The following is a 13,049-nucleotide window of genomic DNA, read 5'->3' on the forward strand; positions in this document are numbered from 1 at the left end:
CACCGTGCAACAACATCCCTATTCCGTACTGCCCCTGGCACAGTTCAATGGTCAGTTGATCTTCACCCCGTGCCCAGGCACGAAGGGCACTCGACCTTTCGAGGCGTTGCAGACCCTAAAGGACGCAGGGGCATCGGCGTTGCTGACGCTGATGCCGACCGAAGAGTTGCTTCAGAACGAGATCGACCTGCTGCCCGAAGAATGCCAAATGCTTGGCATTGAGTGGTTTCACCTGCCAGTTGAAGACGATCAAGCGCCTGGCGAAGCATTCAAAGCCGCATGGGCGCAACACCATCCGCGTCTAAAGCAATTGCTGACCGAAGGGAAAACCATTGCCATCCATTGCAAGGGCGGCTCAGGCCGTACCGGTTTAATCGCTGCTCAACTGTTGATCGAAAGCGGTGTGCCATTCAGCGATGCCATCCGCGATGTTCAGTCGTTGCGCCCACGCGCCATTCAGCATCCTGCCCACATTGAATACATCGGCCAGTTCGACACTCAGTCGAACGCCCACTGACAACAGATACAGAGCACAACAACATGACTATCAAAGTTGGCATCAATGGTTTCGGTCGGATCGGTCGCCTCGCGCTGCGAGCAGCCTGGAGCTGGCCAGAGTTCGAATTCGTGCAGATCAACGATCCGGCAGGTGACGCGGCGACTCATGCGCACCTGCTGAACTTCGACTCGGTGCATGGCCGTTGGAATTACCAGGCCGACTCTGAGGGCGACAGCATCGTCATCGACGGCAAACGAATCAAGGTGACGGCCAACAAGGCGATTGCCGACACTGATTGGGCGGGCTGTGATCTGGTGATTGAAGCCAGCGGCAAAATGAAGACGGTTGCGGTACTTCAGGCTTACCTAGACCAAGGTGTGAAGCGGGTTGTGGTCAGTGCGCCAGTGAAAGAGAAGGGCGCGTTGAACATCGTCATGGGCGTCAACCATCAGCTGTTCAAGCCAGCTGAACATCGCATCGTCACCGCTGCTTCGTGCACCACCAACTGTCTGGCGCCAGTGGTGAAAGTCATCCACGAGAAGCTGGGCATTCGCCACGGTTCGATCACCACCATCCACGACCTGACCAACACCCAAAGCATTCTCGATCAGCCGCACAAGGATCTGCGCCGTGCGCGTGCTTCAGGCATGAGCCTGATTCCAACCAGCACCGGTTCGGCCACCGCCATTGCCGAAATCTTCCCGGAGCTGCGTGGGCGCCTGAATGGTCACGCCGTACGTGTGCCGCTGGCCAACGCTTCGCTGACGGACTGTGTTTTTGAAGTCGAGCGGGCCACTACTGTCGAAGAGGTCAATCAGTTCCTCAAGAACGCTTCCGAGAATGAACTGAAAGACATCCTCGGTTTCGAGGAGCGTCCACTGGTGTCCATCGATTACCGTACCGACCCTCGCTCATCGATTATCGATGCGCTGTCGACCATGGTCATCAACGGCACCCAGGTCAAACTCTATGCCTGGTACGACAACGAGTGGGGCTATGCCAACCGCACCGTCGAACTGGCCAAAATGGTTGGTCTGGCAGTCTAAGGAGCGGTCATGAAAGCGTTGTCAGCCCTCGCTCCGGAAGTGCGGCAGTACCTGCTCGTGACGAGCAACTACTGGGCCTTCACCCTCACCGACGGCGCCTTGCGCATGTTGGTGGTGCTGCATTTTCACGCGTTGGGTTACAGCCCCCTTCAAATCGCGGCGTTGTTTCTGTTCTACGAACTCTTTGGTGTTATCACCAACCTGGTGGGTGGCTACCTCGGCGCACGCTTGGGGCTGAACCGAACCATGAACATCGGGCTGGGCATCCAGGTCGCGGCGCTATTGATGCTGACGGTTCCGGTAGCTTGGCTAACCATCCCTTGGGTGATGGGGGCCCAGGCGCTGTCGGGGATTGCCAAAGACCTGAACAAGATGAGTGCCAAAAGCTCCATCAAACTTCTGGTTCCTGATGGGCAGCAGGGCAAACTCTACAAGTGGGTTGCGATCCTCACCGGTTCGAAGAACGCACTCAAGGGTGTTGGCTTCTTTCTCGGCGGAGCCTTGTTGGCATTGATCGGCTTCAAAGGTGCCTTGCTGGCCATGGCGGGTGTCCTGGCGCTGATCTGGATCAGCAGCCTGATCCTGTTGAAAAAGGACTTGGGCAAAGCCAAAGCCAAGCCAAAGTTTCGCGACATCCTCTCCAAGAGCCGGGCGATCAATATTCTCTCAGCGGCACGGATGTTCCTGTTCGGTGCCCGCGATGTCTGGTTTGTGGTGGCCTTGCCGGTGTACCTGAGCAGTGTGTTCGGCTGGGATTTCTGGAAGGTGGGCGGCTTCCTTGCGGCCTGGGTGATTGGCTACGGCATCGTGCAGTCCTTCGCGCCCAACATCACCGGTAAGAAACGTGGACACGTACCGGATGGTCGTGCGGCATTTCTGTGGGCACTTGCACTGGCGGGGCTGCCTGCGGCAATTGCTCTCGGGCTGAGCACTGGGCTGTCGCAACAGGTGGTGTTGTTGGGTGGATTGATGGTCTTTGGTGCGCTGTTCGCGGTGAACTCCTCGCTGCACAGTTACCTAATCGTGTCCTACGCCAAGGAAGATGGCGTGTCATTGGATGTGGGGTTTTATTACATGTCGAACGCAATGGGGCGCCTTATCGGCACGGTGCTCTCCGGCTGGGTTTATCAGGTATTTGGGCTGGGGGCGTGCTTATGGATATCGAGTGCATTCGTGCTGCTCGCAGCTTTGATTTCAATGGCATTGCCTCGTCACGCGCTTAGTGGATGACTGCTTTTGGCTGTGGATTCAACCGGTCGATGCTGGCAGGTAACGACCCAGGCTGTGTGAAAACGGTTTAGAGCTAGTTTGACAGTCGAAATCGGAGTAGAAATCAGCGACGCACCACTCGACTTATAGCCAGTATTCCCAGAGTCGCGCCATCTGCTCTTTGGCTCTCACAGCGAGCGAGCGACGCTGCCACTTTTCCAGCTTGATTTCGTTCGACTTGGCCAGATCAGCCATGAATGCCGCCTGCATCTTTTTTCCAAACCCGGTGCCCAGCACAACGACGTTAACTTCATCGTTGTGCAGGAAGCTGCGCCAGTCGAAGTTGGTGGAGCCGACAGTCGACCACACGCCATCGATTACTGCGGTCTTGACGTGGAGTAGCGCGTCATGGCGTTCGAAAAGCTTGACGTTGGCCTTCAGCAACTCACTGTAGTAGGCGCGTCCGGCATGGAATACCAGCCACGAATCGGTGCTGCTAGGCAGCACCAGCTTGACGTCGACTCCACGTGCTGCCGCCTCCTTGAGTGCCGCCAGCAACTGAGGATCGGGCACAAAGTAGGCGTTCGTCAGCCATATCTCAGTCTGCGCGCTATGCAGCGCCGAAATCAGCGTGGCATAGATCAAGCTAAACGGCTCATCTGGTGAGCTGCCGATGGCGCGCACCACCTCGCTACCTTTGCGCTCAGGTGACGGAAAGTAGTGGCGAGCCGCGAGTGGTTCACCTTTCTGGGTAGTCCAGGTTCCGATGAACAGCTTCTGCAGTTCCGCAACCACGGGTCCCTCGACGCGCAAATCGGTATCGCGCCAAGGCAAATCACCATTCGGGCGAGTCTTCGAGTGAGAGCTGAACGAGCCCCCCGAATAGACGCTGCTGATGTTGATCCCGCCGAGAAAGGCAATACGACCGTCCACTATCAGCAGCTTTCGGTGATCGCGCTGGTTCACGTCCCAGCCCGCTTTGGCCGTCACCGGATTGATTGGGTTGTACTCCAGCACCTTGATGCCCGCGTCGGTCAATCGAGAGAAAAACGCTGATGGTGTTCCAAGGGTTCCGACGCTGTCACGGATCAGATTGACCTGTACGCCTTTTTGTTGCTGAGCGATCAAAGCGGCGGCGAAACGCTGGCCGACTTCATCATCGTCGAGGATGTAGGTCTCCATGTTGATGTGGTCGCGCGCATCTTCCACGGCTTTGATCATCGACTGGTAGGTGGTGGGGCCGTCCTGCAGCAAGTCGACTTTGTTTCCTTCCGTTAGCGGGCTACCGGTGATGGATGCTTCGATTGCGAGGTGCACATCGAAGATGTTGGTTTCTTTGCCTCTGGACTTAAGTCGGTCGAGAATGGCTTTGCTGCGCTCGGTTGACAGAGGTCCGTGTATCCCGTCGAGTTGCACGGGCGCAGAGGGAACGTGAGCCATGTCGGGCACTATCCTCGGCAATGTACTGCAGGAAATCACAAAGGCCAGGAGCACAGCCACGCACAGCACCAGAGGAATAAAAATACCCTTGCAGGTGGTTAGAATATTCATTAGGCCTCCTCTCGGCGAGGACGGTGATAGCGCTCAGTCCGGGCGTCTTGCTTCCTACGCAAGGCGCCTTGATAGAGGGGCTACCCTTTAGAGCGTGTTTCAACGGCGCAGACGCGGTACGCTTCAAAAGATCAAAGCCCTTGAAGGACAGGCTTTCAGCGCTTGATCAGGGAAATCTTCGTTCCCTCAATGCTGACTCCAGCCATTAACCCTTGCTGGTCGAATATGAAGGCGTAGGCATCGTCCTTTAGTGTCGAGCTCGACAGATTCTTCGCGACCCCTTCGTCAACCACGACAACGGTTGGCCCCACGCCGACTTCCCAGCCCTTGGTCTCACGTACATAGTTCACGGCCTTTTCAGTCATCAGGAACACCGCATAACCGTACGATTGGGCGCCTGCCTGCAGCCCCCATGACCCAGTTACGGAGTTGTAATATCCCTCCACTTTCGAGCCCTTCATCAGCACGCCTTCGCCATAGCTGCCACCAAACACAAGGCCGGCCTTGATGATTTTCGGGAAGACAAGCACCGCTTTGGCATTGTGCGAAATGGTTTCGGCAAATGGAGTGGCCTTGTAAAGAGTTTGCAACGCTTGCCGGGAGTCGGCATTCAAATCCTCGGCGGTTGCCGCACTTGCATTGTTCAGCAGGCTCGCTGATGCCAATGATGCTGTCGCGAGGAAGATCGATAGGAAAAACCGCATTGGCTGAGTCATTTGCGTACTCCGATAAGGGAGCATTGGATGGAAGCAGCAGTCTGCACCTGTTCCAGACAGGATCCGAACCTACTGAAGTTATCCGGCGCACCCTAAAGTATGTGAATTGCAAGCTTCGCTTCTGAATGAAGCAGGCCCAAGGCCTTTGATCAGTCGCGATGCCATCACTTGTTTTGACCACTGTGTAAGGGCCGGGTTCGTCGTCAGAGGCTGCTTTTGGTCCTGAGTGTGAAAAAACGCTTTCGCGAACCCTTGCTATGATTTCTGAGGATTTCATCGCTCTAAAGCAATCGTTTGAAACGGATATCTCCCGTAATATTTTTACGCTTTCTTTACGGTTGGTGTTTTTGCCCGCAACGATACTGGCCGCGATTTTTTAGATCGTCCATGTGCCTTGCTTTTCCGATGGCCCTGGAAAAATGTATTGCCCAAGGATGGCGTGCAGTGACTCCCCGCTAATTGAGAGAAGCGCCCCTTGAGTGAGACAGCGACCGTTGCAAACGAAGACTCCCCATCCAAAAGCTCAGGAGTGGGCTTGCTCGTCGCTGCTGTCGGGGTGGTTTACGGAGACATTGGCACCAGCCCCCTCTACACGCTGAAAGAAGTATTTTCCGGTCACTACGGCGTTCAGGTAAATCACGATGGCGTGCTGGGCATTCTGTCGTTGATCTTTTGGTCACTGATCTGGGTAGTCTCGATCAAATACGTACTGTTCATCCTGCGTGCCAACAACCAGGGCGAAGGCGGCATCATGGCATTGACGGCGTTAGCCCGCCGTGCGGCAGCACCTTATCCGCACATGAGCAAGGTACTGGTGCTGCTCGGCCTGTTCGGTGCGGCACTTTTTTACGGGGACAGCATGATCACCCCGGCCATTTCGGTGCTCTCTGCGGTTGAAGGACTACAGCTGGCGTTTGACGGAATAGAGCACTGGGTGGTGCCCTTGTCAGTGATCGTGCTGGTCGCGCTGTTCTTGATACAGAAACATGGCACGGCTCGAATCGGCATCCTGTTTGGCCCGGTCATGGTGCTGTGGTTTGTGGTGTTGGGTGCCCTTGGGATCTACGGTATTTTGCAGCGTCCCGAAGTGCTGCAAGCGCTTAACCCTGCTTGGGCAGTGCAATTCTTTGTGGTTCATCCGGGCATGGGTGTAGCGATTTTGGGCGCTGTCGTGTTGGCATTGACTGGTGCTGAAGCACTGTATGCCGACATGGGCCACTTTGGTCGCAAACCGATTTCTCGTGCATGGTTCATTTTGGTGTTGCCGGGGCTGGTACTCAATTATTTTGGCCAGGGTGCCTTGATCCTGGAGAACCCGGAGGCTGTGCGTAATCCGTTTTATCTGCTTGCGCCGAGCTGGGCACTGCTGCCGATGGTCGCGCTCTCCACCCTGGCCACCATCATCGCTTCTCAAGCCGTGATCTCCGGTGCTTTCTCCCTGACTCGCCAGGCCATTCAGCTGGGTTACGTTCCTCGCATGTTTATCCAGCACACCTCCAGCCAGGAGCAGGGGCAGATCTACATCGGCACGGTTAACTGGGCGTTGATGGTCGGTGTCGTGCTGCTGGTGATCGGTTTCGAGTCATCCAGTGCCTTGGCCGCCGCTTATGGAGTCGCGGTGACGGGAACCATGTTGGTCACGACAATCTTATCCTCGGCCGTCGTCCTGCTCCTTTGGAAAACGCCGCGCTGGCTGGCCATCCCGATGCTGCTAGGATTTTTGCTGGTGGACGGTCTGTATTTCGCGGCCAATGCGCCGAAGATTTTTCAGGGCGGTGCGTTCCCGGTGATCGCTGGCATTGGTCTGTTCATCTTGATGACGACCTGGAAGCGGGGCAGGAAGATTATTGTTGAGCGGCTGGATGAAACCGCGCTTCCACTACCGTTATTCATCGCCAGCATCCGTACGCAGCCTCCCCATCGCGTACAAGGCACGGCGGTTTTTCTGACGGCCAGGGCAGATGCTGTTCCGCATGCACTACTGCACAATCTCCTGCATAACCAGGTTTTGCATGAGCAAGTGGTACTGCTCACCGTGGTGTCCGAAGACAGTCCTCGCGTGAGTGCTGACCGGCGGTTTGAGGTTGAAGCCTATGGGGATGGCTTCTTCCGGGTCAGTCTGCACTTTGGTTTTATCGAGGAGCCCGATGTACCCCAAGCGTTGAGTCTCTGTCACTTGTCTGAGCTGGATTTCAGTCCGATGCGCACGACCTATTTCCTCAGTCGGGAGACAGTGATCCCAACCAAGCGCATTGGTATGGCACGCTGGCGGGAGAGTCTTTTCGCGTTTCTGCTGAAGAACGCCAACAGCAACCTGAAATACTTCAAGCTGCCGTTGAACCGAGTGATCGAGCTGGGTACACAGGTTGAGATGTAGAAACAAACAAGGCCGCATTTTGCGGCCCTTGTTTTTTTAGGGGTTACTCGTGTGAATGGCCGTGCTCAGCGCTTTCGGAGGTTGTGCCTTTTTCACCGCCGCCGCATGCCGTCATCAGGCCGAGGAAGCAGATCAGAAGCATCGAACGGATCAGAGTTGTGGGGGTTTTCATGGGAAGACTCTTCATAAAACGGATGAAATAAATGGCCTGTGTTCAGGCTGAGCACCGCATTTTCGGCAGTAGGACAGCCATCGCTGCTTCGAACTACTGTTTGACGCTCAAGTAATCGCCGGTCGTTTTCAGTGAGATAGTCACGTCATTGTTGCTGCGATTACGCCAAAACCAACCGTGGGTGCCGTCAAAAATGGCGGTGAATTCACCTTTATCACCTTTGACTTGCTTGCCCTTGGTGTAGCTGTGGAAGTAACCCTTTTCACCGTTGTAGGGTTCGCCATGGGTGTCGTAGTTCACAGGCCCACCAGCCGTTGTCCATTCATATGTGACGGTTTTGTTCTTCAACATTTCCAGTTTGATTTCTGTCCCTTCACCTGGCTTGAGCGTGACGGTCATTTGATTCGTCTTCAGAGCAGGGGCAGGTGTCGCCACTGGTTGAGCAACAGGTTTCGCAATAGGTTGGACTTGAGCAACCTGCGGAGCTGGAGCTGGAGCTGGAGCTGGAGCTGGAGCTGCTGGTTGAGGTGGCGCGGTATCCGCCAAAGCTTCCTGGGCAAGGGTGATCTTCAGTTCGCCCATCTGGGTCAGTCCCAGTGCTCGGCCCACACCCGTTGGATCAACGGCGTATTCCGAGGGCATAACAACGGTCACCAACAGGCCGACAGCAGTCAGCAGTGCAATGACAGTCGAACGCACGAGTTTGCGAGTGCTAGGCAATTCATTAACGGTGGGAAGCGGAGTATTGAACATGGTCAGAATTCCTTACGCGGAGACAAATAGGCCGATGATCTGGTAACCCATCAGGAGGAAGCCGGCACTCATCATGGCGACGTTGGCGGTATAGGCGTGGCGCCAGAAACTGCCGGTGCGCCGCCAATACCCCATCAAAATGAGAATCGCGCTGAGGGCCAGTAATTGGCCGATCTCGACACCGACGTTGAAAGCGAGCAGGTTGGGAATCAGGCCATCAGGCGAGATCTCGTACTCCTGAATCTTGGTGGCCAGACCGAAACCATGGAGCAGGCCGAAGATCAGCGTGGCCACCTTGGTGTTGGGTTGGAAACCGAACCAGCGCTGGAATGCACCCAGGTTATCGAGCGCCTTGTACACCACCGAGAAACCGATAATGGCGTCGATGATGTAGGAGCTGATGCTGACCTCGGTCAGCACGCCCAGCAGCAGCGTGACCGAGTGGCCTACAGCGAATAGCGTGACATAGAGCCCCACGTCTTTTAGACGGTAGAGGAAGAAGATCACCCCGAACAGAAACAGCAGGTGGTCGTAGCCTGTCATCATGTGCTTGGCCCCCATATAGATGAAGGGCAACAACATGACGCCAGAGCTTTCTTGGATGAACCCCTTATCACCTTCCGCGACGGCATGAGCCATCGCCTCGGGCATTGCGAGGAAAAGTGTCGCGACAAATAAAAACAACAGCAGTAGCAGGCGACGCGAAGGCGCAGTAAATGCGTCAACGCCGCTCATCGAGTGCGAATGCATAGATCAATCCTACGTTGCGGGGATCAAAGGCCGCAGTGCGGCCATGGTCAGGATGCGAACGAAGGACGGGGTGGACGCTCGATCAAGAAAATCGGCGGACGAGGAACGGAATAGGACGGGGCTTCGAGTCGCATGGACAGCTTCGGCTGCGCAGACAAAGTCAACACAGCACTGAGCTGTGGCGTTTCGTGCTGGTGGTCAGGGGTCAAAGGGGAGTGATAGTGATCCGAACAGCTCGCACACGACATCTCGGCTTGCTCTTCATGAGAGTGATGAGCGTCTTGCGCAATCTCCCAGGCCGGCTGTTTCGACATCACTGACAACGTATAGGTATGCCCGGCCCAGGCCACAAACATGGCGAGAGCAAGCGCGATTACCACCGTCGTTGTCAGTGTTCTGCTGAACATAGCGTGCGGGTTTCAACTCGTTTTGTAGGGCTTTGGTGCGTTTGACCCATCCTCCTAGGGGGGATAGGATGCCAGCGTAATTCATTGAGGCCTGAGGCTCAAGTCATGAGTGAGCACGAACACGAACACAGCCACCCCCACACCCACCAAAGTCACGAGGCGATCATTAAACGCCTCAAACGGGCGGACGGCCATTTACGCGGCATCATCACCATGATCGAAGAGGGTCGTCAGTGCGTGGACATCGCCCAGCAGCTGCATGCTGTTGAAAAAGCGGTGTGCCAAGCCAAGCGCACGCTCATTCAGGATCACATCGATCACTGCCTGGAGGACACCGTCTCGGCGTTGAACAATGGCGAGCGCGCACCACTGGAAGCCTTCAAGCAAATCACCAAGTACCTCTAGGTCTGACATGCCCATCCACGGCTGGATTGGTTTGAACGCAAAAGGTGAAGATGAGTGTTTGAACTCACCAGCTACGTCGGTCTGTTTCTGGCGGCATTCGGTGCCGCCACGCTGCTGCCGATGCAGTCTGAAGCGGTACTGGTTGGAATGTTGCTTTCCGATCAGTACGTCGCTTCAGCGCTCTTGGCGGTCGCCACCCTCGGCAACGTTCTTGGCTCTGCACTGAACTGGATTCTCGGTCGCTCCATTGAGCGATTGCGCCACAAGCGCTGGTCGTTGCTGCTGAGCTGGGTGCCGATCATTGGCGATCCGCTGACAGTCGTCGCCGGAGTCATGCGCGAGCCACTTTGGAGCTTCCTGCTGATAGTCTCCCTGGCCAAGGGCGTGTGTTATCTCGTGCTGGCCGCCGTCACACTGGGGTGGGCATGACAACTGTTCATACGACCCAGCATGCCTTGCTCAAGCGCCGAAACAGCAGCCTGGATCTGATCAAGTGGGTGGCGATGCTGACCATGATCATCGACCACCTTCGGTTAGTGTGGCCGGAGATGAGCACTCTGTTCATTCCGGGGCGGCTCTCTTTTCCGTTGTTCTGTGTCGCTATCGCGGCCAACGTGGCGCGCTCTAAAACGGGCGAACTGCTGACGCCTGCTAATGGTCGTTACCTTCTCTCGATGCTGTTGTTCGCCGCTATTTCAGAAGTGCCGTATCGCTACATCAGCACCTCGGGATCGTTCAACGTGTTGGTTACGCTGGTGTTGGGGCTGGTGATTGCCTGGGGTTGGCAGCATCGCACCTTGTTGAGCGGCGCTATGGCGTTGATTGCCACCACAATTGCTTATGTGCTGGATGATCCACTGATGTATGGCTTCTACGGAGCACTTGTTCCAGCGGCGGTCTTGTTAGCGATTAAGAAGCCCGGTGTTCTTTGGTTGCTGCCAGCGGCTCTATGCCTTTTGAGTAATACCCGCAGCAGCATCGTGACCAGGGCGATGGACTTGGAATTCTATTCCTTGCTGGCATTGTGTACCGCGTTCGCTGCCCCCCTGATCGGACTCTGGCTTCTGCGTCAGACCTTCGCCTTCAAGGTGTGGCCTGTGCGGCAATGGGGCTACTGGTTTTATCCGGGCCACCTTGCCGCTCTGCAAGGCCTACGGTTTCTGGTCTGAAGGCTGGTCAACCAGCCTTAACAATTCAAAGGAGCTTACGATTAACTGTTGGGCCATCGGCGATGCTGATCATCGATCACATATGGGTGTTCATGATCGACGCCATCCTTGCCGTCGAGGTGAGTGTGATCGTCCGGCAGGTTCTCATGGGTGTGTTTGATCGACTCTTGGTCATGAGCGGGACGCCAGATCACAATGCTGACCACCAGTGCGCAACCGGCCACGACAGCGAGCCCAACAAACGATGCCGTGAGGCTGATGTTGGCGCCCAGCCATCCCGCCAAGGGGTAGGTAATCAACCAGCAGGCATGGGATAGAGCAAATTGGGCGGCAAACAACGCCGGGCGATCTTCGGCATGCGCCGAGCGACGCAACAGTCGACCGCTCGGAGTCTGGGCCAGGGAGTAGCCCACCCCGAGCACCACCCACAGCGGCAACAGGATGTTATAGGTGGTCAGGTTGATACCAAACGCTAAACCCGCGACCAATATTCCTCCGCCAAACAGCATGGCCGTTCGGTCTTTGATGTTTTTTAACAACCGAGGCAAGACCAAGGCCGCGACCATCGAGCCGCCACCAAACGCAGCCAGCGCCAATGCTGTAGAACTTTGAGGCAGGGCGAAGCGCGATTGCACCAGCACCACCGTATTGACGATGACCATGGCACTGGCGGCAGCTACCGTCAGGTTAAGAGCGAGCAACCCTCGCAGCCGGGGCGTGGCTAGGAAGATGCGCATGCCTCGGGTGGTTCGCTCGTAAATACTGCGTCTGGGTGTTGGCTTCGCCTTCGGTAACAACACCGTGGCAACCAGGGCCGCTGAGGCGAGGAAGCCGATGACAGTGCCGACGAATAGGTTATGGAAGCTGATCACGGTCAGCAACGCGGCGGCGAGCATCGGGCTGGCGACACTTTCAAGATCGTAGGCCAGACGCGACAGTGACAGGGCACGGGTGTAGTCGTCTTCATCCGGCAGAATGTCTGGAATAGTTGCCTGGAACGTCGGGGTGAACGCTGCTGAGGTCGACTGAAGGACGAAAATCAGCACATAGATTTGCCAGACCTCCGTTACGAACGGCAGTGCAAGCGCGACCAGGGCCCGCATCAAATCCAGGGAGACCAGCATTGCTCGACGAGGTAGGCGTTCTGCAAAAGCCGCTGCAATGGGTGCAACGCCGATGTAGGCCGTCATCTTAATCGCCAACGCTGTACCGAGGACGGCACCCGCTTGGGCACCTGCAAGATCGAATGCCAGTAGGCCTAGCGCGACAGTGGCAAGACCCGTTCCTACGAGGGCAATTACTTGGGCCAGGAAGAGGTGGCGGTAGGTTCGGTTGGCTAGGATTTTCAGCATGGAAGATCTCAGGTGGCGAAGTGCGTGACTAGGCGGTTGCCGAACTTTTATCGAAAGGAAGCGAGTTAACAACTTCGTCTTTGTGGATGCGTTAATATCCCCCCGGGGAGGATATGGTTCGATCCTAAACCATTGACCATGGCAGCTCAAGAAATAGGCCCTACACCCTCTATCGAATGATTGAAGTGCGGGTCTGCCCATCGGTTTGTATTGGTTTTGCCCTGCGAAACGATCTGCTCAATGTTTCGATTGCAGATTCAAATGCAGCAACGCTGCCGGTCGGAAGGCTTCCCTCCCTGGCTTGTTTGGCTAATTGCAACGTGTGATCATGTCTTCAATATAGGTAGGGGGGGTATGGTATGGGTCATGTAAGATCGAGCAAAGACAATCTTCTTAAGCGCGTAAAGCGAATCGCTGGGCAAATCCAGGCAATTGAGCGAGCACTCGACTCTGACGATGACTGCTCGAAAACCTTGCTTTTGATCGCTTCGACCCGTGGCGCGATCAATGGGCTGATGGATGAAATCATCGAAGATCATGCTCGTGAACATGTAGCGAATCCCACACTCAGCAACGAAGAAAGAGCGAAAGGCGTCGAAGAGCTGCTCGAAGCCATTCGCCGCTATTCCAAATAGGATTGACC

14 protein-coding genes are annotated in these 13,049 nt (G+C 55.8%); 8 read left to right on the forward strand and 6 right to left on the reverse strand.

Going from position 1 to position 13,049, the window contains the following annotated elements; translation table 11 throughout:
- Positions 1 to 4 precede the first annotated feature (4 nt).
- From ACYZTU_RS11790 to arsJ, 3 genes are read left to right on the forward strand one after another with little or no spacing between them, the layout of a single operon-like run.
- The gene (locus ACYZTU_RS11790) at positions 5 to 517 is read left to right on the forward strand and encodes a cyclin-dependent kinase inhibitor 3 family protein (RefSeq protein WP_461970303.1); all 513 of its coding nucleotides are present in this window, start codon (positions 5 to 7) and stop codon (positions 515 to 517) included.
- A 23-nt stretch (positions 518 to 540) separates the two neighbouring features.
- Positions 541 to 1,545, forward strand: a complete 1,005-nt coding sequence (locus ACYZTU_RS11795; RefSeq protein ID WP_461970305.1) for an ArsJ-associated glyceraldehyde-3-phosphate dehydrogenase — start codon at positions 541 to 543, stop codon at positions 1,543 to 1,545.
- Positions 1,546 to 1,554: 9 nt separating this feature from the next.
- A complete protein-coding gene (arsJ, locus tag ACYZTU_RS11800) occupies positions 1,555 to 2,775 on the forward strand; it encodes an organoarsenical effux MFS transporter ArsJ (RefSeq protein ID WP_461970307.1) in 1,221 nt (406 codons plus the stop codon).
- A gap of 123 nt (positions 2,776 to 2,898) precedes the next feature.
- Here the strand turns inward: arsJ and cls are convergent, their stop codons facing one another.
- Together cls and ACYZTU_RS11810 are read right to left on the reverse strand one after the other, a co-directional pair.
- Positions 2,899 to 4,305: a cardiolipin synthase gene (gene cls, locus ACYZTU_RS11805; protein ID WP_461970309.1), complete on the reverse strand. Its 1,407-nt coding sequence runs from the start codon at positions 4,303 to 4,305 to the stop codon at positions 2,899 to 2,901.
- A gap of 155 nt (positions 4,306 to 4,460) precedes the next feature.
- On the reverse strand, positions 4,461 to 5,021 hold the full coding sequence (locus ACYZTU_RS11810) for a lipid-binding SYLF domain-containing protein (RefSeq protein ID WP_461970311.1): 561 nt from the start codon (positions 5,019 to 5,021) through the stop codon (positions 4,461 to 4,463).
- Positions 5,022 to 5,496: 475 nt separating this feature from the next.
- Between ACYZTU_RS11810 and ACYZTU_RS11815 the strand changes: the two genes are divergently transcribed.
- A complete protein-coding gene (locus tag ACYZTU_RS11815; protein WP_461970313.1) occupies positions 5,497 to 7,398 on the forward strand; it encodes a potassium transporter Kup in 1,902 nt (633 codons plus the stop codon).
- 43 nt (positions 7,399 to 7,441) lie between these two features.
- On the opposite strand, the gene ACYZTU_RS11820 is transcribed toward ACYZTU_RS11815, so the two are convergent.
- The 3 genes from ACYZTU_RS11820 to ACYZTU_RS11830 all read right to left on the reverse strand — a co-directional run bounded on the left by ACYZTU_RS11820 (position 7,442) and on the right by ACYZTU_RS11830 (position 9,073).
- A complete protein-coding gene (locus tag ACYZTU_RS11820) occupies positions 7,442 to 7,570 on the reverse strand; it encodes a hypothetical protein (RefSeq protein WP_461970315.1) in 129 nt (42 codons plus the stop codon).
- Positions 7,571 to 7,663: 93 nt separating this feature from the next.
- The gene (locus ACYZTU_RS11825; RefSeq protein ID WP_461970317.1) at positions 7,664 to 8,323 is read right to left on the reverse strand and encodes a transmembrane anchor protein; all 660 of its coding nucleotides are present in this window, start codon (positions 8,321 to 8,323) and stop codon (positions 7,664 to 7,666) included.
- A gap of 12 nt (positions 8,324 to 8,335) precedes the next feature.
- On the reverse strand, positions 8,336 to 9,073 hold the full coding sequence (locus ACYZTU_RS11830) for a HupE/UreJ family protein (protein WP_461970319.1): 738 nt from the start codon (positions 9,071 to 9,073) through the stop codon (positions 8,336 to 8,338).
- Positions 9,074 to 9,585: 512 nt separating this feature from the next.
- On the opposite strand from ACYZTU_RS11830, the gene ACYZTU_RS11835 reads away from it, so the two are divergent.
- Genes ACYZTU_RS11835 through ACYZTU_RS11845 form a run of 3 tightly spaced genes read left to right on the forward strand, consistent with a single transcriptional unit; the run spans position 9,586 to position 11,054 of the window.
- Positions 9,586 to 9,885 (forward strand): metal-sensing transcriptional repressor, encoded by a 300-nt coding sequence (locus tag ACYZTU_RS11835; protein WP_069557030.1) that lies wholly within the window; start codon positions 9,586 to 9,588, stop codon positions 9,883 to 9,885.
- 54 nt (positions 9,886 to 9,939) lie between these two features.
- Entirely contained in the window at positions 9,940 to 10,314 is a 375-nt protein-coding gene (locus ACYZTU_RS11840) for a YqaA family protein (protein WP_461970321.1), read from the forward strand.
- Positions 10,311 to 11,054 carry a TraX family protein gene (locus ACYZTU_RS11845; protein ID WP_461970322.1) on the forward strand — a complete coding sequence of 248 codons (744 nt, stop codon included), beginning with the start codon at positions 10,311 to 10,313 and terminating at the stop codon, positions 11,052 to 11,054. Before ACYZTU_RS11840 ends, ACYZTU_RS11845 begins: the two co-directional genes overlap by 4 nt.
- Positions 11,055 to 11,095: 41 nt before the next feature.
- On the opposite strand, the gene ACYZTU_RS11850 is transcribed toward ACYZTU_RS11845, so the two are convergent.
- On the reverse strand, positions 11,096 to 12,406 hold the full coding sequence (locus ACYZTU_RS11850) for an MFS transporter (RefSeq protein WP_461970324.1): 1,311 nt from the start codon (positions 12,404 to 12,406) through the stop codon (positions 11,096 to 11,098).
- A gap of 359 nt (positions 12,407 to 12,765) precedes the next feature.
- On the opposite strand from ACYZTU_RS11850, the gene ACYZTU_RS11855 reads away from it, so the two are divergent.
- A complete protein-coding gene (locus ACYZTU_RS11855; RefSeq protein ID WP_461970326.1) occupies positions 12,766 to 13,041 on the forward strand; it encodes a metal/formaldehyde-sensitive transcriptional repressor in 276 nt (91 codons plus the stop codon).
- The last annotated feature ends 8 nt before the right edge of the window (positions 13,042 to 13,049 follow it).

Source organism: Pseudomonas sp. HLT2-19-2, from assembly GCF_054898005.1.